The organism is Flavobacterium saccharophilum (assembly GCF_900142735.1).
GTDB lineage: Bacteria > Bacteroidota > Bacteroidia > Flavobacteriales > Flavobacteriaceae > Flavobacterium > Flavobacterium saccharophilum.
This window is the reverse complement of the sequence record NZ_FRBY01000005.1, coordinates 210283-235005: the sequence shown is the minus strand read 5'-3', so window position 1 is coordinate 235005 and position 24723 is coordinate 210283. Positions and strand designations below refer to the sequence as shown.

The 24723-nt window shown below is 33.2% G+C and carries 24 protein-coding genes and 1 riboswitch; of the genes, 10 read left to right on the top strand and 14 right to left on the bottom strand.

The features are described from left to right. Positions 1-303 precede the first annotated feature (303 nt). The gene (locus tag BUA98_RS16810) at positions 304-1938 is read left to right on the top strand and encodes an ABC-F family ATP-binding cassette domain-containing protein (RefSeq protein ID WP_072974450.1); all 1635 of its coding nucleotides are present in this window, start codon (positions 304-306) and stop codon (positions 1936-1938) included. A gap of 75 nt (positions 1939-2013) precedes the next feature. On the opposite strand, the gene BUA98_RS16805 is transcribed toward BUA98_RS16810, so the two are convergent. Next, positions 2014-2298, bottom strand: a complete 285-nt coding sequence (locus BUA98_RS16805) for a GNAT family N-acetyltransferase (protein ID WP_072974983.1) — start codon at positions 2296-2298, stop codon at positions 2014-2016. Positions 2299-2602: 304 nt separating this feature from the next. On the opposite strand from BUA98_RS16805, the gene BUA98_RS16800 reads away from it, so the two are divergent. Continuing rightward, a complete protein-coding gene (locus BUA98_RS16800) occupies positions 2603-3262 on the top strand; it encodes an alpha/beta hydrolase family protein (protein ID WP_072974446.1) in 660 nt (219 codons plus the stop codon). Between the two features lie 499 nt (positions 3263-3761). Here BUA98_RS16800 and BUA98_RS16795 read toward each other — a convergent pair whose 3' ends face one another. Then, positions 3762-4277, bottom strand: coding sequence for a hypothetical protein (locus tag BUA98_RS16795; protein WP_026984100.1), 516 nt, complete (start codon positions 4275-4277; stop codon positions 3762-3764). Positions 4278-4443: 166 nt separating this feature from the next. Here BUA98_RS16795 and rpmH point away from each other — a divergent pair, with 166 nt between their 5' ends. From rpmH to BUA98_RS16780, 3 genes are all read left to right on the top strand, one after another. After that, positions 4444-4605, top strand: coding sequence for a 50S ribosomal protein L34 (rpmH, locus tag BUA98_RS16790; protein ID WP_008464848.1), 162 nt, complete (start codon positions 4444-4446; stop codon positions 4603-4605). 146 nt (positions 4606-4751) lie between these two features. After that, complete coding sequence (gene carB, locus BUA98_RS16785; protein ID WP_072974444.1) at positions 4752-7607, top strand: carbamoyl-phosphate synthase large subunit; 2856 nt, start codon at positions 4752-4754, stop codon at positions 7605-7607. A 152-nt stretch (positions 7608-7759) separates the two neighbouring features. Further along, entirely contained in the window at positions 7760-9145 is a 1386-nt protein-coding gene (locus tag BUA98_RS16780; RefSeq protein ID WP_072974442.1) for a S41 family peptidase, read from the top strand. Positions 9146-9191: 46 nt separating this feature from the next. Here the strand turns inward: BUA98_RS16780 and BUA98_RS16775 are convergent, their stop codons facing one another. The 4 genes from BUA98_RS16775 to BUA98_RS16760 are packed head-to-tail and all read right to left on the bottom strand — an operon-like array spanning position 9192 to position 11244. Continuing rightward, positions 9192-9737 carry a DUF4252 domain-containing protein gene (locus BUA98_RS16775; RefSeq protein WP_072974440.1) on the bottom strand — a complete coding sequence of 182 codons (546 nt, stop codon included), beginning with the start codon at positions 9735-9737 and terminating at the stop codon, positions 9192-9194. Between the two features lie 2 nt (positions 9738-9739). Beyond that, complete coding sequence (locus BUA98_RS16770) at positions 9740-10267, bottom strand: DUF4252 domain-containing protein (protein WP_072974982.1); 528 nt, start codon at positions 10265-10267, stop codon at positions 9740-9742. A 22-nt stretch (positions 10268-10289) separates the two neighbouring features. Next, a complete protein-coding gene (locus tag BUA98_RS16765; protein ID WP_072974438.1) occupies positions 10290-10748 on the bottom strand; it encodes a hypothetical protein in 459 nt (152 codons plus the stop codon). Then, positions 10735-11244: an RNA polymerase sigma factor gene (locus tag BUA98_RS16760; protein ID WP_072974436.1), complete on the bottom strand. Its 510-nt coding sequence runs from the start codon at positions 11242-11244 to the stop codon at positions 10735-10737. The genes BUA98_RS16765 and BUA98_RS16760 overlap by 14 nt, the downstream gene beginning before the upstream one ends. Before the next feature lie 219 nt (positions 11245-11463). Between BUA98_RS16760 and BUA98_RS16755 the strand changes: the two genes are divergently transcribed. After that, positions 11464-12936: a S41 family peptidase gene (locus BUA98_RS16755; protein ID WP_072974434.1), complete on the top strand. Its 1473-nt coding sequence runs from the start codon at positions 11464-11466 to the stop codon at positions 12934-12936. A gap of 69 nt (positions 12937-13005) precedes the next feature. On the opposite strand, the gene BUA98_RS16750 is transcribed toward BUA98_RS16755, so the two are convergent. The 8 genes from BUA98_RS16750 to BUA98_RS16715 all read right to left on the bottom strand — a co-directional run bounded on the left by BUA98_RS16750 (position 13006) and on the right by BUA98_RS16715 (position 20817). Further along, complete coding sequence (locus tag BUA98_RS16750) at positions 13006-14058, bottom strand: YncE family protein (protein WP_072974432.1); 1053 nt, start codon at positions 14056-14058, stop codon at positions 13006-13008. A 4-nt stretch (positions 14059-14062) separates the two neighbouring features. After that, a complete protein-coding gene (locus tag BUA98_RS16745; protein WP_072974980.1) occupies positions 14063-15916 on the bottom strand; it encodes a TonB-dependent receptor plug domain-containing protein in 1854 nt (617 codons plus the stop codon). Positions 15917-15943: 27 nt separating this feature from the next. Next, a riboswitch (cobalamin riboswitch) is annotated at positions 15944-16149 on the bottom strand. A gap of 68 nt (positions 16150-16217) precedes the next feature. Further along, positions 16218-16754 carry an alpha-ribazole phosphatase gene (cobC, locus tag BUA98_RS16740; protein ID WP_072974431.1) on the bottom strand — a complete coding sequence of 179 codons (537 nt, stop codon included), beginning with the start codon at positions 16752-16754 and terminating at the stop codon, positions 16218-16220. Beyond that, complete coding sequence (locus BUA98_RS16735; protein ID WP_072974429.1) at positions 16739-17536, bottom strand: adenosylcobinamide-GDP ribazoletransferase; 798 nt, start codon at positions 17534-17536, stop codon at positions 16739-16741. Before BUA98_RS16735 ends, cobC begins: the two co-directional genes overlap by 16 nt. A 181-nt stretch (positions 17537-17717) precedes the next feature. Next, positions 17718-19397, bottom strand: a complete 1680-nt coding sequence (cobT, locus tag BUA98_RS16730; RefSeq protein ID WP_072974428.1) for a nicotinate-nucleotide--dimethylbenzimidazole phosphoribosyltransferase — start codon at positions 19395-19397, stop codon at positions 17718-17720. Positions 19398-19520: 123 nt separating this feature from the next. Continuing rightward, a complete protein-coding gene (gene cobU / locus BUA98_RS16725; protein ID WP_072974426.1) occupies positions 19521-20027 on the bottom strand; it encodes a bifunctional adenosylcobinamide kinase/adenosylcobinamide-phosphate guanylyltransferase in 507 nt (168 codons plus the stop codon). Positions 20028-20029: 2 nt separating this feature from the next. Further along, a complete protein-coding gene (locus BUA98_RS16720) occupies positions 20030-20431 on the bottom strand; it encodes a four helix bundle protein (RefSeq protein WP_086065418.1) in 402 nt (133 codons plus the stop codon). Between the two features lie 23 nt (positions 20432-20454). Beyond that, complete coding sequence (locus BUA98_RS16715) at positions 20455-20817, bottom strand: C1orf53 family protein (RefSeq protein ID WP_072974423.1); 363 nt, start codon at positions 20815-20817, stop codon at positions 20455-20457. A gap of 173 nt (positions 20818-20990) precedes the next feature. Between BUA98_RS16715 and BUA98_RS16710 the strand changes: the two genes are divergently transcribed. From BUA98_RS16710 to BUA98_RS16695, 4 genes are all read left to right on the top strand, one after another. After that, positions 20991-22133: an ABC transporter substrate-binding protein gene (locus BUA98_RS16710; protein WP_072974422.1), complete on the top strand. Its 1143-nt coding sequence runs from the start codon at positions 20991-20993 to the stop codon at positions 22131-22133. 1 nt (position 22134) lies between these two features. After that, positions 22135-23163, top strand: a complete 1029-nt coding sequence (locus tag BUA98_RS16705; protein WP_086065416.1) for a FecCD family ABC transporter permease — start codon at positions 22135-22137, stop codon at positions 23161-23163. A gap of 140 nt (positions 23164-23303) precedes the next feature. Then, positions 23304-23717 carry a GxxExxY protein gene (locus BUA98_RS16700; RefSeq protein ID WP_072974420.1) on the top strand — a complete coding sequence of 138 codons (414 nt, stop codon included), beginning with the start codon at positions 23304-23306 and terminating at the stop codon, positions 23715-23717. Between the two features lie 100 nt (positions 23718-23817). Next, complete coding sequence (locus BUA98_RS16695; RefSeq protein WP_072974418.1) at positions 23818-24594, top strand: ABC transporter ATP-binding protein; 777 nt, start codon at positions 23818-23820, stop codon at positions 24592-24594. Positions 24595-24723 lie beyond the last annotated feature (129 nt).

The following is a 24723-nucleotide window of genomic DNA, read 5'->3' as shown; positions in this document are numbered from 1 at the left end:
TTAGATAATTAGTCAATTAGAAAATTAGATAATTTTAGCAAACCCGACAGGTTTTAAAACCTGTCGGGTTTTGTTTTATTAGGAATTTAAGAAATTGTCTAATTGTCTAATTTTCTAATTCAAAAATTATCTAATTATCTCATTGTCACATTTTCTAATTCTTGAAATTATCTAATTATCTAATTGACAAATTGCCACATTTAGAATTGGCACATTATCTAATTAAAATCTATCTTTGCACCTTCAAAAAAACACTTGCTAAGAAGTCTAAAAATCTAAGCAGTCTAAAATCTAAAAATCTAAATGATTACAGTTAACGATATTTCGGTTCAGTTTGGTGGAACTACATTATTTAGCGATGTTTCTTTTGCTATAAATGAAAATGATAAAATTGCCCTTATGGGTAAAAATGGTGCGGGAAAATCGACACTTCTAAAAATAATTGCTGGTCAAAGTAAACCTTCTACCGGAAGTATCTCAACTCCAAAAGATGCTGTAGTGGCCTATTTGCCTCAGCATTTATTGACTAAAGATGGTTCGACTGTAATGGAAGAGGCATCAAAAGCTTTTGGTGAGATTTTTAAAATGAAAGCTGAAATCGATGAAATCAACGAGCAATTAACGGTTCGTACTGATTATGAAAGTGATGAATACATGAAATTGATCGAAAGAGTTTCTGACTTAAGTGAGAAATATTATGCGATCGAGGAAGTGAATTACGAGGCCGAAGTTGAGAAAATTTTAGTTGGTTTAGGTTTTGAACGTGAGGATTTTACGCGTCAGACTTCTGAATTTTCAGGAGGATGGAGAATGCGTATAGAATTGGCGAAAATCCTATTGCAAAAACCAGATTTAATTTTACTGGATGAGCCAACTAATCACATGGATATCGAAAGTATTCAGTGGTTAGAAGAATTTTTATTAAATCAGGCTAAGGCTGTTGTGGTAATTTCGCACGATAGAGCGTTTGTAGATAATATCACAAATCGTACTATTGAAGTTACAATGGGAAGAATTTATGATTACAAAGCGAAGTATTCTCATTATTTAGAATTAAGAAAAGACCGTCGTGTACATCAACAAAAAGCGTACGATGAGCAGCAAAAAATGATTGCTGATAACAGAGCTTTTATTGATCGTTTTAAAGGGACATTCTCTAAAACCGATGCGGTTCAGTCGCGTGTTAAGATGTTGGAGAAATTAGTTATTGTGCAGGTTGATGAAGTAGATAATTCTGCATTAAAATTAAAATTCCCGCCGGCAGCACGTTCAGGACAATATCCTGTTGTAGTAAAAGATTTATCTAAATCGTACGGAGATCATGTTGTTTTTAAAGATGCAAATATTGTTATTGAAAGAGGGCAAAAAGTAGCTTTTGTTGGTAAAAATGGTGAAGGTAAATCGACCATGATCAAAGCGATCATGAAAGAAATTGGTATCGATGAAGGAAGTGTAGATATTGGTCACAATTCACAAATTGGATATTTTGCTCAAAATCAGGCTTCATTGTTGGATGAGAATGCTACGATTTTTGAAACTATCGATGCTATTGCTGTTGGAGATATTCGTACGCAGATTAAAAATATTTTAGGAGCCTTCATGTTTCAGGGCGATGATATTACCAAGAAAGTAAAAGTGCTTTCCGGAGGAGAAAAAACGCGTTTGGCAATGATTAAATTGTTATTGGAACCTGTTAACTTATTAATTCTGGATGAGCCTTCAAATCACTTAGACATGAAAACTAAGGATATTATTAAAGATGCATTGCGTGATTTTGACGGAACATTAATCTTGGTTTCTCACGACCGTGATTTCCTTGACGGATTAGCAACTAAAGTTTTTGAGTTTGGAAACAAAAGAGTAAAAGAGCATTTTGAAGATGTTGCCGGTTTCTTAGCGCATAAAAAAATGGATTCTATGAGAGAGATCGAAAAATAATTTTTCAATCTATATGAAAACGAAAAAGCACAAGGATTAACTTGTGCTTTTTTATTTTGTGGAGAAATCGAGAAATTAAATTCTAATTCCGGGAGGTAGTAATTCTTTGTACCTTGGGTTTTTCTTGATGAAAAGCACAATTTTTGGATGAATAGGCATTAGTTTGAATTTCTTTTCAATGACAATTTCCATGATGCTTTTGAGTAATGTGTTAATCAATTCTTGATTTTCAAAACCTTCGGGAGTATTGATTTTGGTTAGGAAAATTTTCTTTTCCTGAAATGAATACTCAACAGAAATTAGTCCTTCAGGGGTTATGGTCTCAAATTGTCTTGCGAAAGTGTTGTCTTTGATTTCCATAATTGTTTCAATAGGTTCCATAATTTTACATGTTTTAGTAGGTGAAAAATGTTAATATAGATTCGGGTTTTAATTCGTTCAAACTTCTTTTGAAGAAGATTGAATAAGAATTATTTGGCATACAAAGGTAATCATTTGATTTTCAATATAAAATTATTTTTTTAAGTGCTGGGATTATCCTCCTTTTGTAATTTTATTTGTTTTAATATTGAATTATGGTGTAAGATTTGCTGTGCATATTAGTAAAAAAAGTAAATTTATCTTGAAATTGAAAAACCGTAATTAAAAATTCCTTTTCTGCCAAATGAGTAAAATTCCTGTATATTTTATGCCTGGTTTAGCAGCTAGCTCAAGCATTTTTGAAAGAATTAAATTAGATGAAGCTGTATTTGAAATGTGTCTGTTGGAGTGGGAAATTCCGCAGTCTAAAGAATCGTTGTCTGATTATGCGCTACGCATCACTAAGAACATCAAACATGAAAATCCGGTTTTGATTGGTGTTTCCTTTGGTGGAATCCTGGTTCAGGAAATGGCGAAACATATTCAGGTTCGGAAAATTATCATTATTTCCAGTGTTAGAAGCAATACGGAATTTCCAAGAAGAATGAAAATCGGAAAAACTACAAAAGCTTATAAGTTGATTCCGATGAAGTTGATTCTGAATATTGAAAACCTTGCAAAATATTCTTTTGGTGAAAAAATCAATAAACGTATAAAGCTTTATGAAAAGTTTCTGGCGATGCGAGATCTTCATTACCTGCAGTGGGCTGTAGAAAATGTGATTTTATGGGATAGAGATCAGCGTGATGAAAAGGTAATTCATATTCATGGTGATAAGGATGATGTTTTTCCGATAAAATATATTAAGAGCTGTATTATTGTAAAAGGAGGAACCCATGTTATGATTCTCAATAAATATAAATGGCTGAATGAGAATTTGCCTTCGATTATATTGGAGGATTAGAAGTTTGTAAAATTCCAATTTTTAAATCCCAAATTCCAAATTCCAAACGATTATCGTTATGAGATCTTTGTCAAAGTTTTAAACTTTGACAAAGATAATACGCAAAGATTTTTTCCACAACATTGTTATTTCGACCGAAGGTAGAAATCAGACGGGTGACTCGACAAAGATTGATGATTTTGATTGTGGAGCTTCTAGTGTGATTTGCTTCGCCTGTCGCTATCGCTCAAGTCTCCCTTCGGTCGAAATGACAAAAAAAATGAGAATTAATAATTCAAGGGGATAAATTTTCTTTTGAAAATGAGTGCCCTAGCCCTGATGGGAGGGAAAATCCTTTTGTGCCGGGGTTCGGCACAAAAGATTTGGAAGGACAGCAGGAAATAGCTCCTGATTATTAATGTTAGCTTTAAAAATCTAAAATCTACATTCTAAAATCTAAAATAAAAAATCCCAAACTCTTTTCGAATTTGGGATTTTAAATATAGTAATTTAAAGAAATTTAGATTTTCTTCATTTGCTCTTTCATCATTGTGATTTGCTCTTTCAGCATGCCTTGTTTGTCTAATTTTTTAGCTTCATTCAATAAATTAGTAGCTTCCAATTTTCTTCTGCGTGACATTGCAACTCCTGCAAGGTTTAGTTTTGCTACAGCTAAATCCATATCCATAGATAAACCAAGTTCGATTGCTTTCTTGAAATGTTTCTCTGCCTGATTGATATTAGTCTGAGATAACATGATTCCGTGTAGGTAGTTAAAATATCCTTGTTGTTTTCTAACTAATGCCGATTCCGGATTTTTGATGTATGCCAGCCAGTTTTTAGCTCCTTCAAAATCTTGTTTTCTTAATTTTAGGAAGGCTAAAAGGATAAATTCATTTTTAAAATAAAGAAAAATCGGAATTGCCGTCAATAATATAAGGAAAATACCATTCCCGATATTACTCTCTGTAAATTGCCAAACGCCAGCAACTACAAGAAGTCCGGCCAAAATAAGCTTAATATTTTTGTTAAACATAATAGGTGTATATTTGTGCTTGCAAATATAGTAAAATGAATTAAAAATATTTTTATTAAAGTACTTGCCAGAAAAAAAAGTCTTTGTATATTTGCACTCGGTTTTAGAATAACGATATTCAAAAACAGAAAAGAGATATTAGATACCATTTTAAAGATACAAAGCAATGAGCAAAAGAACGTTTCAACCATCGAAAAGAAAAAGAAGAAATAAGCACGGATTTATGGACAGAATGGCTTCTGCGAATGGAAGAAAAGTTCTGGCGCGTAGAAGAGCAAAAGGAAGACATAAATTAACTGTTTCTAGCGAACCTAGACACAAAAAATAATGTTTGTATAAACATACATAAGGCGATTACTTTTTTAGTATCGCCTTTTTTTATACCTTGTCGGTAAAAAACCTGCAACGTTCTAGTTTAGAATATACTAAGAATGTTTTTTTAAGTACTTTATATAACTACACAATACAAATACAATGCCTAAAGACACATCAATAAAATCAGTTTTAATAATAGGATCAGGTCCTATTGTTATTGGTCAAGCTTGCGAATTCGATTATGCAGGATCTCAATCTGCACGTTCTATTCGTGAAGAAGGAATTGAAGTTATCTTGATAAACTCAAATCCAGCGACTATTATGACCGACCCAACTATGGCCGATCATGTATATTTGAAACCATTAACTACAAAATCGATTATTGAAATTCTGAAGGAACATCCACAAATTGATGCGGTTTTGCCAACAATGGGAGGGCAGACAGCTTTGAATTTATGTTTGGAAGCTGATGAAAAAGGAATCTGGCAGGATTTCGGAGTAAGATTAATTGGTGTTGATGTAAATGCTATTAATATTACCGAGGACAGAGAGCAATTTAAACAATTGCTTCAAAAAATAAATGTACCTACCGCGCCTGCAAAAACCGCTACTTCTTTCCTTGAAGGAAAAGAAATTGCTCAGGAATTTGGATTTCCATTAGTAATTCGCCCTTCGTTTACATTAGGAGGAACAGGAGCAGCTTTTGTTCACAGTAAAGAAGAATTTGACGAAAAACTAACCTACGGATTAGAAATGTCACCAATTCACGAAGTATTGATTGACAAAGCTTTGTTAGGATGGAAAGAATATGAATTGGAACTTTTAAGAGATAAAAATGATAATGTGGTGATTATCTGTTCAATCGAAAATATGGATCCAATGGGAATTCATACCGGAGATTCGATTACAGTTGCACCAGCTATGACATTATCTGATACTACTTTCCAAAAATTACGTGACTATGCCATCTTGATGATGCGTAGTATCGGAAATTTTGCAGGAGGTTGTAACGTACAATTCGCAGTTTCACCAGACGATAAAGAAGATATCGTAGCAATCGAGATTAACCCTCGTGTGTCGCGTTCTTCTGCTCTGGCATCAAAAGCAACGGGTTACCCAATTGCTAAAATTGCTTCTAAACTGGCTTTAGGATACAATTTAGATGAATTGCAAAACCAAATTACAAAATCGACTTCGGCTCTTTTTGAACCTACATTGGATTATGTAATCGTTAAAATACCACGTTGGAACTTTGATAAATTTGAAGGTGCTGACAGAACATTAGGACTTCAGATGAAATCTGTTGGTGAGGTAATGGGAATTGGGCGTTCGTTCCAGGAAGCATTGCACAAAGCTACACAGTCATTAGAAATCAAGAGAAATGGTTTAGGTGCTGATGGAAAAGGTTATACCAATTACGAGCAAATTATCGAGAAACTGACATTTGCAAGCTGGGATCGTGTTTTTGTAATTTATGATGCGATTGCAATGGGAATTCCGTTGAGTCGTATTCATGAAATCACAAAAATTGATATGTGGTTCTTAAAACAATACGAAGAACTTTATACTTTAGAGAAAGAAATTTCGAACTATAAAATTTCTAATCTTCCAAAAGAGCTTTTACTTGAAGCGAAACAAAAAGGTTTTGCAGACAGACAAATTGCTCACATGATGAATTGTCTGGAAAGTGAAGTTCACACTTTGCGTATGGATCAAAACATCAACCGTGTATTCAAACTGGTTGATACTTGTGCAGCTGAGTTTAAAGCACAGACACCTTATTACTACTCAACTTTTGAGGCAGAAATTGAAAAAGCAAATGGCGAGCGTTATGTAGATAACGAAAGCGTTGTTACCGATAAAAAGAAAATCATCGTTTTAGGTTCAGGACCAAACAGAATTGGACAAGGAATCGAGTTCGATTACTCTTGTGTACACGGAGTTTTGGCAGCAAAAGAATGTGGATACGAAACAATTATGATCAACTGTAACCCGGAAACAGTTTCGACTGATTTTGATACAGCAGATAAATTATACTTTGAACCAGTTTTCTGGGAACATATTTATGACATCATTCAGCATGAAAAACCAGAAGGTGTTATTGTGCAGTTAGGTGGACAAACCGCTTTGAAATTGGCTGAAAAATTATCTAAATACGGAGTGAAAATCATCGGAACTAGTTTTGATGCACTTGATTTAGCAGAAGACAGAGGAAGATTCTCTGACTTATTGAGAGAATTGCATATTCCTTTCCCACAATTTGGAATTGCTGAAACAGCTGACGAAGCTTCTGCCTTAGCAGATACTTTAGATTTTCCATTATTGATTCGTCCTTCTTATGTATTAGGAGGTCAGGGAATGAAAATTGTAATCAACAAAAAAGAATTAGAGGAGCATGTAATCAATTTATTGAAAACGATTCCAGGAAATAAATTGCTTTTAGATCATTATTTAGCTGGAGCAATCGAAGCGGAAGCAGATGCAATTTGTGATGCTGATGGAAATGTTTACATCATCGGAATTATGGAGCACATCGAACCTTGTGGAGTTCACTCTGGAGATAGTAATGCTACATTGCCTCCTTTCAACTTAGGAGAATTCGTAATGCAACAGATAAAAGACCATACTTATAAAATCGCGAGAGCTTTAAAAACGGTAGGTTTAATCAATATTCAGTTTGCGATTAAAGATGATACGGTTTATATTATTGAAGCAAATCCAAGAGCATCGAGAACAGTACCATTTATTGCAAAAGCTTACGGAGAGCCTTATGTAAACTATGCTACGAAAGTAATGTTAGGTCACAATAAAGTAACTGATTTTGACTTTAATCCACAATTGAAAGGATATGCAATCAAACAACCAGTTTTCTCTTTCAGCAAATTCCAAAATGTAAACAAAGCATTAGGACCTGAAATGAAATCAACTGGAGAGAGCATCTTGTTTATTGATGACTTAAAAGACGATCAATTCTACGAGTTGTACTCAAGAAGAAAAATGTATTTGAGTAAATAATCTCAAATCCTGATATTAAAAAAGCTCCATGAAAATGGGGCTTTTTTTATGCCTTTTTTTAACTTGTGTTTGATAATGAAATATTTACCTATATTTGATAAGGACCGATTTAACTCCGTAATTTTTATTGTAATTATTTCTAAAGAAAAAACATGAAATCACTTTTTATCCATCTCTTGTTATTTGTCATTGTTTTTAAAGCCGAAGTTTTTGGGCAGAAAAAAATAAATGAGAAGTTCAAAAAAGAAACCATCAGTAAAATTGATTTATTACTACATGAACATTATGTTTTTCCAGATAAGGCTGAATTAATTGTTAGTCATTTAAATAAAAGTTTAAAGGAAGGGGAATTTAAAAAACAGGAGCTAATTGATTCTTTTGCAGTTGCTTTAACTAAAGAAATTAGAGTAGTTAATGGTGATAAGCATTTGGGTGTTTGGCCTGCTTTTGCACCTGTAAAACAACAGGAAAATTCAACCACTGATTATGAAATGTATTTTAAAAACTATACCGATACCCGAAAGCAAGCCAGTGGTTTTAAGGAGGTAAAAATACTTGATGGAAATATTGGGTATTTAAATATCAGCTTTTTTCTTTCAGAAACTAATATTACTATTGATGCTTACATGCATCTTTTGGCAAATACCGATGCTGTAATTGTTGATTTACAAAACAACGGAGGAGGTAATCCTAAAACAGTAAATTATTTATGTAGTTATTTTTTGGAAAGTAATTTATTGATTAATACACTTTATTTTAGACAAGGAAATCGAAAGGAAGAAGTTATTACTCATGAAGTAAATGGAAAGAAAAAGATTGATGTTCCCTTGTTTATCATTACCGGCCCAAAAACTTTTTCAGGTGCAGAGGAATTTAGTTATAATATGCAAAGTCAAAAGAGAGCGACATTAGTTGGAGAAACCACTGGAGGAGCTGCGAATCCTGGTGATGTCTTTAAAATAAATTCTGATTTAGAAATCTTTATACCAACAGGAACAGGGATAAATCCTGTGACAAAAACAAATTGGGAAGGAATAGGTGTTATTCCTGAAGTAAAAACTTCAAATGAAAATGCCTATACTGCAACGGTTGACTTAGCACGCAAGGCTGCGGAAATCTACAGAAATAAAAAAGCATTAGAATCAAAAAAACTTTATGATGAATTAGAAATTATCATTAAGCAAGAAGTTCAATCACATTCTGAAAAGAATGATGAAAAAATGGAGCAGCAAATAACAGAAATTTTTAAAAAGGGAATTGATTTAGGTTTATTTGGCGAGGGTGATGTTAATTTTTTCGGTTCTCAAAATATTAAAAATAATCCCATTGCAGCAGAATATATTTTTAAAAGTAATACTGTTTTATATTCTAAATCTCCTATGGTTTATTTGGCTTATGGCGATATGCTTGAGTTAAATGGAAAGAGAAATTTAGCATTAATTAATTTTGAAAAATCAATAGCTTTAGCAGAAGAACAAAAAGCGCCTTATTTAGAAGGTTTGAAAATGCGATATGAGAAAGCAAAAAACAATAAATAGAAAAAGCTCCAATTATGGAGCTTTTTCTATTTATTGTAAGATTATATTATTTATTAGTATTAATCAATTGCTGCAAAGGCTTCAATTGTTCCATGTCAATTTTTGATTGTTGTAAAACCGACATTAAAGTCATGATGTTATTTGGATTCATATTTTTTCCTAAAACACGAACTACTGCAAAACCATTTTCTTTTCTGTTGGCAAAAACTACAAACTCTTCGATGTTTTCATCTGTACCAACGTAGCTTATAGAAGCGCCGTCTTTACCTGAACCAAAAGACATTAATTTTTGGTATTTTGGATCCTTTAAAATAGTTTTAACTTTTGTTCTTTCGATTTCAAATTGCACCTGATTTGTAGCATTAGCTTTGAATGCCAGTATGTTCATTTTATCAAAAGAATTTAAAGCTTCTGTTTGTGCTGCAGTTAGCTTCGTTTTTTCAATGTTTAGGATACTTGGCGAAATATCAAGAGCGATAAAATCTTTGTTATCGGTATTCTGTACAAAATATTTTTGCAATGAAGGTTCAGAATTACAACTTACTAAAGTTAGTAACACTAAAAGGGCCGAGGTAAAAACGTTAAGTCTCATGATTATTTTTTGCCTTTAGAGGCTTTTTTTAAGTCAGAACCTCCAGGAAGTTGCATTTTGTCTGTAAGTAGAGAGATTTCGTTTAGATCAAAATTTCCAGTTAAAGAAAGTAAAACGGTTTCTTCGTTTTTTGCACCGTCAATAAACATAAATAATTCTCTTATTTTACTGTCTGTAGCACCTGATTTAACGTATATTTTTACATTTTTTCCGCTGTCATTTATACGCATCAGTTCTTCCAAATTCGCTGTTTTAATGTATTTATCAGCAGAAAGTTTCATATCGGCTTCAATTTTTGCGTTTTTTGTGGTAAACACTTTTAAATTGTCAAGTTTTTTAATAAGACTCATGTATTGTTGAGCCTCTTTATCAGACGGATCTACTTTTACCTTACTCAATATGTCAAACATTTTTTTGTTGACAAGTACCGACGTTACATCGTCCTGACCATCAAATTTATCAAATGCTCCCTGAGCATAAAAAGCGGTACTAACGAATGCGAATACTAATGTTATGATGAAATTTTTCATTTTGTTTATTTTTTTGATTGATTTACTGTTTAAAAATTTTGTTTTTTGATTGTTCATATTCCTGAATGTATTGTACACTTTCAATACCTACATTCACATTGTTCGATAATAAAGCCAAAGCTTTTTGCGTTGCAGCAAGTGCTTCTTCCGGATTATCATAGGTTCCTAATTCTGATTGCGCTACAACAGGAGCTGTAGTTTTTTGACTTGCAAGATAAAAGGCTCCTATTCCTAGTATAACAACAACTGAAGCTGCAATTGATAACCACGCCACATTTCGTTTTTTAGTTTGTAGTGGAATCTCCTGCGTCGTTTTTTGTTGTTTTACCTGAGAGAAATAACCAAACATTGGTTTGTACTGCTCTAAATGCTGCGCAACATTCGGTGAAGAAAAATATTCTTTTAATTCTTTTTCTTCGGCAATAGTAGTTTCTCCCTGAAAGTATTTTTCTAATATATTTTCTATTTTATCTAATTCCATAACTGTGTGTATTAACCATTGATTCTCTTATTTTTTTTCTTGCTCTCGAAAGTGCTACCCGAATAGCCGTTTCATTCATGTTGACAATTTTCGCAATTTCATCAAATTCATATTGTTCAACATCGCGAAGCTGAATTAATATTTGGAGTTGCTCGGGCAACTGATTTATAATTTTTTCAACCCATTCCAGACTATTTGAATCTTCTAGTTTTTTATCTAACTGCGGCTCACGATCTGTGTAATTATTATGAACTATTTTTAAATTTCCTGCTCTTTTAGATTTTAACTGATCGAGACAATAATTTTTGGTCATTGTCATTGCAACAGCTTCGATATTATTATAAGCGTCTAAATTTTCTTTTTTGTTCCATAATTTCACCATTACTTCCTGAGTGGCGTCTTCCGCTTCTTCAGTACTGGTTAATAATCTTTTTGCCAGACGAAAAACTTTGTCTTTAAAAGGATTAATCAATTCTATAAACGCAACTTGATTCATAATTGGTTATTTGTTGGTTTTTGGTCGGTTATAAGTTATTTGCTTATTGTGATTTATTTAATTAATCAGTATTTACAAGTAAGCTTATATAGTCAAGACGAGGCACTATTATTTTTGTTACAACGTTTTTGTATTTTTTTTAAGAAAACATAATACAGTTAAAACTAAAGGTAGTATTTTTACGTTAATAAAGTATTGAATACTACTACACCTAAATATATGAAAACAATTTTAAAGAGTTTATTACTTGTATTTTTACTTGCATTTGCTTTGCAATCTTGTGAAGATAACGATGATGTTGCTGCTCCGGCAGACTTACAAGTAAATGATTTTGTCTGGAAAGGATTAAATGAAGTTTATTTATGGCAGGCTGACGTGCCCAATTTAGCTGATGATCGTTTTGCAAATCAAGAAGCTCTTAACTCATTTTTGTCTGGATATTCTAAGCCAGAGGAATTATTTGAAGATTTACTAAATAAACCAGTTAGCAAATATCCAATTAATGCAATCGATCGTTTTAGCTGGATTGTAGATGATTATACTGTTTTGGAACAAGAACTTAATGGGATTTCAAAAAACAATGGAGTAGATTTTAGATTGAGCAGAGTCTCTGAGGGATCTAATGATGTAGTAGGTTATGTCCGTTATATTATTCCTAATTCTGACGCTGCATCTAAAGATATTAAAAGAGGTGATTTGTTTACCAGTGTAAATGGGACCAAACTTACCGTTTCAAACTACGAATCGTTATTGCTTAATCCTGATAGCTATACTTTAAATCTTGCAGATTATAATGGTTCTGCTTTTGTTTTGAATGGAAAATCTGTTGCTTTAACCAAAACTGTATTAGAAGAAAATCCAATATTAATTAGTAAAGTAATTACTTCTGGAGGTCATAAAATAGGTTATTTAATGTATAACGGTTTTTATGCCGAATATGACACTAAATTAAATCAGGCTTTTGGAGAACTAAAAGCACAAGGCGCAACTGACCTGGTTTTGGATTTAAGATATAATGGAGGTGGTTCAGTTCGTTCTTCAACGCGTTTGGCAAGTATGATTACAGGACAATTTGAAGGAAAAATATTTTCAAAAAGACAGTATAATTTGAAACAAATGGCCGGTCTGACTGCTGAAGATTTGGAATTTTTGAACGAAAGATTTGTAAAAGATATAGATGGAGCTGCTCTTAACAGTTTAAATTTAAATACTGTTTATGTTATTACAACTTCTAATACCGCATCAGCAAGTGAATTGGTGATAAACGGTTTAAAACCGTATATTAATGTTGTTCAGATTGGTGAAACGACAATTGGTAAAAATGTTGGTTCATTTACAGTTTATGATTCGCCTACATTCACTAAAACAAATGTTAATCCAAATCATAAATATGCGATGCAGCCGTTAGTTTTTAAAATTTCAAATTCAGCTGATTTTGGGGACTATACAGCGGGCTTACCGCCAACATATGTGCAGAATGAATCTGTTAGTACTTATGGTATTTTAGGTGATTCAGAAGAGCCCTTATTGAATTTGGCAATATCTAAAATTACTGGGGCTACAGCAAAAAAGGTAAGAATAGACGAAAATTTAATCTTGCCATATGTTACAGATTCTAAAAAAATCAATGGCTATAGGAATGAAATGTATTTAGAGACTGTTCCAAAAGAATTTCAAAAATTACTAAAATAAACGGAAAAAGGCTTTCAGAAATGAAAGCCTTTTTTACAAAAAATCCAAAAACAAATTTAAAAATAAAGGTTAATCGTTAAAGTAAAAACCATTTGGTCCTACACCAACCGTTAATTCTTTTTGCAAACTTCCACTTAAATTGTAGATGTAAGCTTTGCTGTTTGATCCAAAATCACCACCATCAGCAATATAAATTTTATCATTCTTTACTGCAAAACCGTAAATTGAACCGTCTTCAGGAAGACTAGCCGTTGCAATTGCTGTTGTTGAAGCTGCTGTTGCGGTAGTAGTAATTGCGTACACTGAATTGTTAGAAGTGTAGTAAACTTTATCATTATAAATGTCTAAGTAACCTGCTCTGTCTAAAGATTCAGGGAAAGTAATTTTAGTAACCGACTTATCAGATAATTTTACTTTTACAATTTCACTTCTATTATCGCCATAAGGAGCTCTTAAAACGTATAAAACACCATCTTTAACTTCCATACTGTCTCCACTAGTACCAATTGTTATAGGAGTTTCTAATGCTTTTGTAGCTGGATTTACTACCAATACTTTATCATTATAAGAATCTGTAATGTATAATTTATTGTTTTCCAATAAAATTCTGTTTGCTGTTGCACCCAATTCGATTTTAGATTCTACTTTATTAGTAGCCAAATCAATTATTGCAATATAGTCATCTGTATTACCAGTTGCCGGGTTGATATAAGAATAAGTATTTGCGTTCGTTACATACGCTTTTCCATCTTTTACAACTCCGTATCTTGGATTAGCAAGACCAGTTTCAACTTTTGCAATTAATTTAAAAGTATATCTGTTTACAACGTTAATTACGTTTGATCCACCTGCAATGATGTAGGCTTTGTCTCCATCAAAAAAGATATTTTGAAGATAGACTCCTGCAATATCTGTAGGATTTGCGGTTTTGTAAACATCTGCTGTAAAAGTGGCTAAATCATCACTCGCAAAAGAAACTGAACCACCGCCAGAATTCCCTTCGTTTAAGATGAAAAAACCATTGTCATATACTCCTTTTGGATCATTATTGTCATCATCGTTTGAACAAGAGACAAAAAGCGATACGCTTAATGCTACTAAAAATAATCTGGTTAACTTCATTATATTAAAATTTAAGGTTTAAGTACATATTAAAATTTCTTCCTGGCATGGGTCTGTTTTCAAGACTTTCATAATTTTCATTCCATAGATTTAAAATCTGGAATCCTAGTTTGAAAGAGCTTAAAAATTTAAAATCATAATCGATTCCTATATTGGAAACCAAATAGGCGTCTACAATTTCATTTGGATCATTGTCGGCCTGTGTGTAGACAAAACCGTTATACAAAAATTGGTAATAAGCTGAAATGTTATTTCTTGAATAAGAAACTGCTGCCGTTACTTTATTAAAAGGAACAAAAAACAATTGTTTGTCAGTCGCTATATCTTTAGAAACCGTGTAGGCATAAGTGGCGTTGGCTCCAAAATAATTTTTACCATATTGTTGTTTCCAGCTTAGTAAAGTTTCAGTTCCATAGGTATTTACTTTATCTGTGTTTTGTGGAGTCCAGATTCCGTTGCTTCCCGGGACCCAGCGCAATAAATCGGTAATTTTGATGTAGTAGAAAGTCTGTGTAAGCGAAATATTTTTATAAGTAAAAACATTTCCAATTTCTGCCTGATAGGAACTTTCCGGTTTCAAATCTGGATTTCCGCCTTGCTCCCAATATAAGTCATTGAAGGTTGGAATTCTGAAATTTCGGGACAAATTCAATTTCAAATTATATAATTTTCCAAATTGATACGAAGATCCCAAAGAGAATAAAACAGGTGATTTGTAGTTATCTGTAAATTCTTTTCTGATTCCAAATTCATTTTTCCAATCCTTTGAAAAATCTTGTTTTACCAGTAATGCTGCAGAACTAATTTCTCTGGTATTGTCTCCAAAACCACTTCCAAATCCTTTCGTTCTGTTGTAGTCTAAAATTCCGTTTATTTGTGTTGATTTAAAAAGGGTATATCCTAAATCAGCTTTAGTAATAAAACTTTCTGTTTTTCCGAAAGTATATTGATTGGTTGAATTGTCAGCATAATATTGATAATTTTCAAAAATATAAGCCGTCTTGAAATTGGTTTTGAATTTTCCAAAATCACCGTCGTATTCTAATAAGTTTCTATTGAAACCATTCACGTACTTGCTTTTGGTTTCGGTTTCTGTTATTAAAGATGTATTTCGATCTGTGTTAGAAGTTTGGCTGTATAATTTTAGGCTATTTTTTGTGTCAAATTTGTAACCCAAATTGGCACTCATGGTAATAATATCATATTGCCCGTTTTGGTTCCATCGCTGTTCTCCTTTCCAGGTATATTGATTCAGGTATTTATAATCGTTTGTCGAACTGTTTTTGGAAAAACCAATTTGAGCGCTCCATTTTTCGTTAGAAATATTAGTTTTATAATTGATTCCAATGGTGTTGAAACTTCCATAATCTAGTTTTAAGTTATTCTCAAAACGATTATAAAATCCCAAATCGTTATTTAAATGCACGGTTCCTCCAACGGCTCCGCTTCCATAAATAACACTTCCTCCACCAGCTTTTACACTAACAGAATTATAATCGGAACCAGAAATCGTATTGAAATCAGTGCTTCCGTTCATTTGAGAATTGATGTTGATTCCGTTCCAGATTACAGCCGTTTGAGATGAAGTAGTTCCTCTAAAAGCCACTGTCGAAAGCATTCCTCTTCCGTATTCTTTGAAGTAAATCGTGGAGTTGAAGTTTAAAAGATCCGTTAATAAAGCCTCATTTTTATTGATAACAGAATCATTGAGTTTTAAAACAGATTGTGAAGTCGAATATTTTTTCAGGTTAGAATCAGAAACTACAACAGCTTTCAAATTTGTAATGGAGTCGTTCTGCGCCGACATAATCTGGCACAACAATAGCAAGTAAAAAGCGAAAAGTTTTTTTAAAGTCATAATTTCTACACTCTTTTTCCCGAGAGTTCGATATTTGTTATAAAGGCAGGTCTCCTGGCTTGCGTCTTGTTGTTTACCTTCCCACTCGCCGGGGCGAGCAGTGGTTTTGTAGTTAACAACAAGCATTCTTTTCAGAACTTAGCTTACAGTTGCGGGTACAGCTCAAGATTTTACTTGATTCCCTTTTAATGCGTTTTTAAAATTAAAACACAACCTTAAATTTCGGGCAAAGATAAAGTTAAAAATGTTGAATTATCAAATTTGTTTTACTTTTTAAGTCAAATTCTAAACAAAACTACTCTTAGAGCTCAATTTTAATGACTTCACCAAAATCTGCTTTATTTTGAAAAGCATCTTTTAACGGTAAGGAGGAATGATGGCATAAGATACTTCTTATGATTCCGGCATGACAAACAACTATGATGGGCGAATTGATTTGTTTTGAAGTTAAATCTGATAAAAAGGTTTCAGTACGTTTGTGTAATAAAACAAAAGATTCTCCATTTGAAGCAGGAACATTTACAAAATCTTCCATCCACGGATTGAGTTGTTCGGGTAAAATATCATTCCAGTTTTTCATTTCCCAATCACCAAAATCCATTTCCATTAAACGTTTGTCTTCCTGATACGATATCGTTTTGATACTGTCCTGAATATATTGAGCCAAAATTACACATCGCTTCAGCGGACTTGAAAAAACAATCGCTTCTGAAGGCAATTGTGAAACAATGTTCTCAAAAATAGAATCAAAAGGTTCTGCTAAATCAACATCAGATTGCCCGTAACAAATCCCTTTTTCACAGGCAGTTTCGGTATGACGTACTAAATAAATTTCCATATAAAAAGAAAGCTTAAATAATAAACAACTTCACAAACCTGCTGTGTCGCACCCAGGCAATCTCCTGTATATCCGTCAATCCATTTTTGGAAATAACGAGCCAAAAAGTAACGTGTTATAAAAACAGGAATTATAGCTAGAAGAAAATTGTATTGAAAATAGGAGAGAGCTAAAAGAGGTAATAAGCCAAAGATAGATGATCCTAAAATTTCTTTCCAGGTATGTTTTTTTGCAATTGGTTTGCTTTTGCTAGTAGCGTCATCTCTGGAATACTCATGTGTAAAAGTAATACTGATGGCGGCTAAACGACTCAAAGCATGAGCAGATAGAAACAAAAGGAAAACTTGTAGAAGTCCAATCGGATTTTCCATCTGAAAAAGAGAAATCGATTCGGAAAGTAATTTAAATTTCAATAAAAATAATAAAACCAAACCAATGGCTCCATAAGCGCCAATTGCGCTGTCTTTCATAATCAACAGGATTTTTTCTTTCGTCCAGCCACCGCCAAAACCATCACAAACGTCTGCAAAACCATCTTCATGAAAAGCTCCAGTTGTTAGAATAGAAGCGATGATAGCTAAGATAACAGCAATTTCAACAGAAAGAAATTGAGCAAAAATGTAAAAAGCCAAAAAAGAGATACTCCCCACAATCCATCCAATAAAAGGGAAATAGCGTGTAGCTTTATTTAAATAATCAGGATTATGATCGATGTTTTTTGGACATGGAATTCGGGTGTAAAACATTAAGCAGGTAAAGAAAATATGTAGTTCTTTTTTCATTTAAGAAGTTTGTTTTTTATTTAAGAAATATATTTTAGGTATTCTTGTCATTCCGAGGAACGAGGAATCCCCGCAAGTAGCTCGACAAAGATTGTCCACTTTTCTGTGCGGAGTTGCTTGCGGGGATTCCTCGTTCCTCGGAATGACAAACTGTGACTGAAAACTGAGACTGCGACTAAAATCACTGCCTACTAACCCCGGCACTCTCAAAACTAGCCATTTCATTCAAAAAAGCCTCTGCCGATTTCAAAATGGGAAAAGCAATTGCACAACCTGTTCCTTCACCCAGACGCAAATCTAAATTTAAAATTGGTTTTGCCTTTAAATATTGAAGTAATTTTTGATGTGCCTGTTCAGCAGAGCAATGGCAAAAAAAAGCATTTTTAATTATAGAAGGATTTATTTTTGAAGCAATTAAAAAAGCGACGCTGCAAATAAAACCATCAACTAAAATTAGCATCTTGTTTTCAAAAGCAGTCAGCATTCCGCTTGCCATTTGTATAATTTCGAAACCTCCAAAATAAGCCAGTTGTTCTTTTAAATTGGCTTGACCGGAATAATTTTCGATTGCTCTTTTAAGAAATTCCTGTTTCTGAAGTAATTTTTGATCTTCAACTCCGGTTCCTTTTCCGACACATTCTTCGATAGAAAAACCAGTTAAAAGACTCATTAATACAGAAGCTGTAGAAGTGTTTCCAATTCCCATTTCGCCAAAACCAATACAATTAGAACCTGTTTTTGCGATATTTTCTACAATGGTTTTTCCTTTTTCAAAACACAATTGCAATTCAGTTTCGCTCATCGCCGGCGCGTGCAGGAACGATTGGGTTCCTTTTGCAATTTTAGCATCAATTAGATTGGCATTTGTCGGGAAATCATAATTTACGCCTGAATCTACAATTGATAACTGAATGTCATTTTGCTTGCAAAAAACATTGATAGCTGCTCCGCCATCCAGAAAATTACCAACCATTTGTCGCGTTACGTCTTGTGGATAAGCGCTCACACCATGATTTGCAATTCCGTGATCTGCTGCAAAAACAACAATATTCGGATTTATAATTTTCGGATTTAAAGTTTCAAAAACCGTAGCCAACTGAAAAGCTAAAGTTTCTAAAGTCCCTAAAGCACCTACTGGTTTAGTTTTACCGTCTATTTTTTCTTGTAATTCTTTGCTGAAATCGTTTTTATTATCAATCTCAATTTGAGATTTTAATTTCAAATCAGAAATATAACTTTCTGTTACATTTTTAATTTCAGTGCAAATTGGTGCTTCTGATTTTTTTTTCCAATGCAATTGTTGCAGCATCGGTTGGTTATCATAATTCGTTGCTGGTTTTCCAACGCAGAAATAACCCAAAGGCTCGATGTTGTCTGGTAGGTCAAGTATTTTTTTAAACTGGTAATAATTCAAGATCGAAACCCAGCCCATACCGTAACCTTGATCGGTGAGGGAAAGCCAAATATTCTGAGCTGCACAAACAGAACTAAATTTAACCGCTTCGTTACTGCCAACAGTTCCAATCGTAAACTGATTTAAAACAGAACGGTCATAAGCGATAATAAGTCCAATTGGGGCTTCTTCAATAGCTTCAAGTTTCAGGGATTTATAGTGCTCTTTTTGTTCTGGATTATCTGTTAAGGACTCGGCTTTTTTATTATAATCCAAAAACAAATCTTTGATAGCACTTTTTACTTCTGCAGATTTAATGATATAATAGCGTGTAGCATCCGTCAATCCAACCGATGGTGCCCAATGTCCAGCCTGTAAAGCTTTTTCGATCACTTCATCAGGAACTTCATCAGGGGTAAAATGTCGGGTATCACGACGCGATTTTAAAATATCGTCTAAATTAGTCATGTTGTTGGGGTTAAAATTCCAATAAAAAAAATCCAAATTACAATTTCGAAAATCAATCTGAATGTTTGAATTTATGTAAAGTTAAGGCAGTGCCTTGGAATTTGGAATTTAAAATTTGGAATTTTATTTTATTTTTACCGGAATTCCCGAAACCATCAAAACAACTTCATCTGCATTTGCCGCCAAAAACTGATTCATCCAGCCTTGTAATTCTGTGAATTTTCTGCCGATATGAGTGTCGGCATGAACTCCCATTCCTATTTCGTTGGTAACAATAATTAGTGTTGCATTTTCCTGTTTGGCCATCGCAAGAAACTCTTTTTTTGCTTCTTCTAGACTTAAAGGTACATCGTACTTTGTATCAACAAAAAAGTTAGTCAGCCAAAGCGTTACGCAATCAATCAAAGCTACTTTAGCTGCGAAATCAATTTCACTTAAATGTTTTTCCTTTTCAATATTGGTCCAGCGTCCGTCGCGTTCCTGCTGATGGCGGTCGATTCTATTCTGGAAGTCGTCATCCCATTTTCTGGCTGTTGCCACATAGATTGGTGTATCCGAAAGCTTCAATGCTAAGTTTTGAGCATAACTGCTTTTTCCTGATCGTTCGCCTCCGGTAATTAAGTAAATCATTTTTAATTATTAATTGTTAGTTGTGAATTTGTAGTAGGAACTGGTTTGGAAACGAGTTGATTTTTTGTAGTTTTTATAATACTTGTTATTAGTTTTAAGATTGCAATGGCGTCAGTATTGATGTTTTCAAATTCTTTATCATTTAAATAATCAGTAGCTTTTAATAATTCTAGCCAATAAACTGATTCATTTGCTTCTTTTTGCGCAATAGCAAATTTATGAATAAAATCATTTTTACTTTCGGCATGTTCTGCATCCCTGACCATTGCACCAATGCTTGTTCCCGATCTCAGTAGTTGTTTAGAAAGTGTAAATTCTTTTTTCTCAGTGCATAAATATTGATATAATTTGACAATTCGAATGGCAAAATCAAAACTTTTGTCTTTGATTACGTTGTTCTTCATAATTAACAAACAACAATTTATAATTAGTAGGGGCAATGACGACAATCATTTCCGCAACAGCTTCCGCGTTTTAAATGAAACCAGGTCGTGAAAACAGTATTGCCATCTTCGGTATAATAATCAATATCTTCAATTAGTTTTGCTGTTTTTGGTAAAGATAATGCTTTATTTTGTAGTGCTTTTTTAGGTGTCATGGTCTCCACATAAGCATCAATTTTGTCCATGCAGGCTTCTTTAAAGCAAACCGGACAAAGACAATCTCCTCCTTCAGAAAGATTAAAAATAGGAGGGTAGTCATTACACCAACATTTGTTTTCAACAGAAATATCCCCGCATCTAAAAATAGTTTCACAACTCGAACAAATTTTGGTTTTTGTGGTATTCATATAATGTAAAAAATGAGTTTGTTGAGATTTGTAAGAATAAAGGTAAACAAAAAAAATAGAAATTGCCTTACCTTTGTCCTTATCAAAAAATTAAATTTTGAAATTTTAGTATTCAAAATCTGTGCCGATATTGGGTGTTTACGATTTCAATTACCAAAATGTATAACTAACTTATGAAACATTTATTACCTAAAACGTTTTATGTTTTGTCTTTTTTTCTTCTGATAAGTTGTAAAAAAAATGAAACTACCGAAGTTGCAAAATCTACAATTGCTAAAAATAGTATCGAATATGCTTCAGGGCTTTCTATCGTAAAACAGGAAGGATATTCTGTTGTAACGGTTACCAATCCTTGGCCAAACACAAATAAAAAGTTCACTTATATTTTAAAAGAAAAAGAAGGCAAAGTTCCTGATAGTCTTCAAGCTTACACAACAATCAACGTGCCGTTGGAAACGGTTGTGGTGACATCAACAACTAACATTCCGTATCTTGAAATGCTGGATGTAGAAAATAAACTAGTTGGTTTTCCACATACCGATTATATTTCTTCTGAAAAAACGAGAATATTAATTGATAAAGGGATTGTGAAAAACGTTGGACAAAACGAAAAATTAAACATTGAACAACTAATAGATTTAGCACCAGATTTGATTGTAACTTTTGGAGTTGACAACAACAATCCGATGCTGGATAATTTGAAAAAAAGTGGTTTAAATGTGATGATTCAGGCCGATTGGATGGAGCAATCTCCTCTTGGAAAAGCAGAATGGATAAAACTATACGGAGCGTTATTTGGTAAAGAAGATAAAGCCAAAGAGTTGTTCGATAAGATTGTTGAAAGTTATAATCAGGCAAAGAAATTAGTAGCCGAAAAACCTGCTACAACAACAGTTTTATATGGTTCTATGTACGAAGATGTTTGGTATGTGGCAAAAGGAAACAGCTGGGTAGCGCAATTTATGAAAGATGCAAAGTCTAATTATTTATGGGCCGATTTAAAAGGTACCGGAAGTGAAGGTTTATCATTCGAAAAAGTATTAGACAAAGCCAAAACAGCGAATGTTTGGATTGCGTCAGGTTCTTTTCTGACTTTGGCCGAATTAGAAAAAGCAAACCCGCATTACAGTGAGTTTGACGCTTTTAAAAATAAATCCATTTATACGTTAGAAAGTAAGTTTGGTGCAACTGGCGGAACCATTTATTATGAATTGTCACCAAGCCGTCCAGATTTGGTTTTGAAAGATTATATCAAAATTTTTCATCCGGATTTATTGCCGAGTTATGAGTTTACTTTTGCATCTAAATTGAATTAAATTGGCAAACAAAAAACGAAATACCATTTTATTTATCGTTCTGGGTTTAGGACTTCTTTTGATGTTTTTTGCGAGTCTTAGTTTAGGTTCGGTAAATATTCCGTTTAGAGATGTTTATGAAAGTTTAACCGGAGGTCAGGCGAGCAAATCAACTTGGGAATATATTATTATTAACTACCGTTTGCCTAAATCGTTTACAGCTGTATTAGTTGGAACGGGACTTTCGATTAGCGGTTTGTTAATGCAGACTTTGTTTCGAAATCCACTTGCCGGGCCTTATGTTTTAGGATTGAGTTCCGGAGCGAGTTTAGGAGTTGCATTTGTGATTCTGGGGGCCGGGTTTTTGCCTTCTTTTTTAAGTGCTTTTGTATTATCCTCATATGGAATTGTAATTGCATCCACGTTTGGCAGTACAATGGTTCTATTATTGGTTTTGATCGTTTCTCAGCGATTGAGAGATACAATGGCAATCTTAATTGTCGGATTAATGTTCGGAAGTTTTACAACAGCAATCGTAAGTGTTTTGACCTATTTTAGTACAGCAGAACAATTGCAGAAATTTACTTTTTGGTCGATGGGAAGTTTAGGAAATCTTTCCTGGACAACGTTAAGTATTTTAGCCGTTTGTGTTGGTATTGGTTTGCTTTTGAGCGCCAGTAGTATTAAACCTTTGAACGCATTGCTTTTGGGTGAAAATTACGCAAAAAGCATGGGATTGAGTTTCAAAAAAGCCAGATTGATCATCATATTTGCAACGAGTATTTTAGCTGGAAGTATTACAGCTTTTGCCGGTCCGATTGCGTTTATTGGATTAGCAGTACCACATATCGCCAAACTGACTTTTCAAACGAGTAATCATACTATTTTGTTCTGGAGTACCTTATTTTTTGGAGCCATAATTATGCTGTTTTGTGACATCGTTTCGCAAATGCCGGGCTTCGATGTTACGCTTCCTATTAATGCAATTACGTCGCTAATTGGCGCGCCGGTTGTCATTTGGTTATTGGTAAGAAAAAGAAATTTTCAGTAAAAACTTACAAATATTTAATATCTTAGTTTTTTAAACACATAGAGACATAGTTTTATAACCTTAAAAAAGGCGTTTCACTTTTCCTCAAAAAACATAGCGAAGTGAAAATTAAAATGAGTTTCTATTTTAACTAATATTAAATGGTTACTCAAAAATATTTAGATGAACTAACTTATAATGTAATTGGTGCTTGTATTGAAGTACATAAAATAATTGGAAAAGGATTATTAGAAAATGTTTATCATCAATGTTTGAAGGAAGAATTACAACATAGGAAATTGAATTTTTTCTCTGAAATGAAAGTACCGCTGATTTATAAAAATAAAGAATTGAGTGCAGATTTAAGATGTGATTTATTTGTGGAAAATTGTTTAGTAGTGGAATTAAAAACGGTTTCTGAAATTAGTCCCATTCATGAAGCGCAATTGTTAACTTATATGAAACTATGCAAAGCCCCAAAAGGAATTATAATTAACTTTAATTGCCATAATATTTATAAAGAGGGGCAGAAAACATTTGTAAATGAATATTTCAAATTATTGCCAAAGTTTTAGCAAGAACGGCTATGTGTTAATTTACGAGTAAATTTTAAAACTAACTATAAATTGAACCAACGAAAACTATGTTATCTATGTGTTTAAAAAATAAGTCGCAATGAAAACCATATTAAGCACAATAAATTTATCAATTGGCTACAAGTCCAAGAAAGCAACTGTGACTATTGCTGAAAATTTAAATTTAAGTTTAAATTCAGGAAAACTCATTTCATTAATTGGTGCAAACGGAATTGGGAAATCAACTTTATTACGAACCATTACTGGAATTCAACAGCCATTATCAGGAAAAGTGCTTCTGAATGATAAGAATATAAACAGTTATAATCCTTTAGATTTAGCGCAGAATTTAAGTTTGGTTTTAACCGAAAAGTTGCCACCAAGTAATCTTTCTGTTTTTGAATTAGTAGCGTTAGGAAGACAGCCTTATACCAATTGGATTGGGACTTTAACCTCAGAAGATATAAAGAAAGTTCAGGAAGCAATGGCATTGACTCAAATTGAACATTTGGCTCAAAAAAGGCATTTTGAAATCAGTGACGGACAATTACAAAAGGTTTTAATTGCAAGAGCTTTGGCACAAGATACACCTTTGATTATTCTTGACGAACCTACAACACATTTAGATTTATTGCATAAAGTTTCACTTTTTAAACTGCTAAAAAAGCTAACACAAGAAACGCAGAAATGTATTTTGTTTTCAACTCACGATATCGATTTGGCAATTCAGTTAAGCGATGAAATGATTATCATGACGCCAGAATTTGTGGTGCAGGATGAACCATGTAATTTAATCTCAAAAGGAAGTTTTGAAACTTTGTTCAAAGACGAACATATTATTTTCGATGCTGAGAAGGGGAAGTTTGTGATTACTTAGAGGTTCTAAGTCGCAGCGGGACGTCATTTTTATAGAAATGTTAATTACGTTTAATACAACCCTGTAGGGGTGAAATATTTATTTTTCAAATTCAAAAATTAAGATATCGCTCCTCTGGAGCTCCAAGTG

Excerpts from the sequence above, each read along its gene's own strand:
- BUA98_RS16710 (WP_072974422.1), top strand. The coding sequence starts at position 20,991 with ATGAAACATTTATTACCTAAAACGTTTTATGTTTTGTCTTTTTTTCTT.
- BUA98_RS16805 (WP_072974983.1), bottom strand. The coding sequence starts at position 2,298 with ATGGAAATCAAAGACAACACTTTCGCAAGACAATTTGAGACCATAACC.
- BUA98_RS16775 (WP_072974440.1), bottom strand. The coding sequence starts at position 9,737 with ATGAGACTTAACGTTTTTACCTCGGCCCTTTTAGTGTTACTAACTTTA.
- BUA98_RS16765 (WP_072974438.1), bottom strand. The coding sequence starts at position 10,748 with ATGGAATTAGATAAAATAGAAAATATATTAGAAAAATACTTTCAGGGA.
- BUA98_RS16735 (WP_072974429.1), bottom strand. The coding sequence starts at position 17,536 with ATGAAAAAAGAACTACATATTTTCTTTACCTGCTTAATGTTTTACACC.
- BUA98_RS16750 (WP_072974432.1), bottom strand. The coding sequence starts at position 14,058 with ATGAAGTTAACCAGATTATTTTTAGTAGCATTAAGCGTATCGCTTTTT.
- BUA98_RS16715 (WP_072974423.1), bottom strand. The coding sequence starts at position 20,817 with ATGAATACCACAAAAACCAAAATTTGTTCGAGTTGTGAAACTATTTTT.
- BUA98_RS16795 (WP_026984100.1), bottom strand. The coding sequence starts at position 4,277 with ATGTTTAACAAAAATATTAAGCTTATTTTGGCCGGACTTCTTGTAGTT.
- BUA98_RS16720 (WP_086065418.1), bottom strand. The coding sequence starts at position 20,431 with ATGAAGAACAACGTAATCAAAGACAAAAGTTTTGATTTTGCCATTCGA.
- carB (WP_072974444.1), top strand. The coding sequence starts at position 4,752 with ATGCCTAAAGACACATCAATAAAATCAGTTTTAATAATAGGATCAGGT.
- BUA98_RS16800 (WP_072974446.1), top strand. The coding sequence starts at position 2,603 with ATGAGTAAAATTCCTGTATATTTTATGCCTGGTTTAGCAGCTAGCTCA.
- BUA98_RS16810 (WP_072974450.1), top strand. The coding sequence starts at position 304 with ATGATTACAGTTAACGATATTTCGGTTCAGTTTGGTGGAACTACATTA.
- cobU (WP_072974426.1), bottom strand. The coding sequence starts at position 20,027 with ATGATTTACTTAATTACCGGAGGCGAACGATCAGGAAAAAGCAGTTAT.
- BUA98_RS16745 (WP_072974980.1), bottom strand. The coding sequence starts at position 15,916 with ATGACTTTAAAAAAACTTTTCGCTTTTTACTTGCTATTGTTGTGCCAG.
- rpmH (WP_008464848.1), top strand. The coding sequence starts at position 4,444 with ATGAGCAAAAGAACGTTTCAACCATCGAAAAGAAAAAGAAGAAATAAG.
- BUA98_RS16780 (WP_072974442.1), top strand. The coding sequence starts at position 7,760 with ATGAAATCACTTTTTATCCATCTCTTGTTATTTGTCATTGTTTTTAAA.
- cobC (WP_072974431.1), bottom strand. The coding sequence starts at position 16,754 with ATGGAAATTTATTTAGTACGTCATACCGAAACTGCCTGTGAAAAAGGG.
- BUA98_RS16755 (WP_072974434.1), top strand. The coding sequence starts at position 11,464 with ATGAAAACAATTTTAAAGAGTTTATTACTTGTATTTTTACTTGCATTT.
- BUA98_RS16700 (WP_072974420.1), top strand. The coding sequence starts at position 23,304 with ATGGTTACTCAAAAATATTTAGATGAACTAACTTATAATGTAATTGGT.
- BUA98_RS16760 (WP_072974436.1), bottom strand. The coding sequence starts at position 11,244 with ATGAATCAAGTTGCGTTTATAGAATTGATTAATCCTTTTAAAGACAAA.
- cobT (WP_072974428.1), bottom strand. The coding sequence starts at position 19,397 with ATGACTAATTTAGACGATATTTTAAAATCGCGTCGTGATACCCGACAT.
- BUA98_RS16770 (WP_072974982.1), bottom strand. The coding sequence starts at position 10,267 with ATGAAAAATTTCATCATAACATTAGTATTCGCATTCGTTAGTACCGCT.
- BUA98_RS16695 (WP_072974418.1), top strand. The coding sequence starts at position 23,818 with ATGAAAACCATATTAAGCACAATAAATTTATCAATTGGCTACAAGTCC.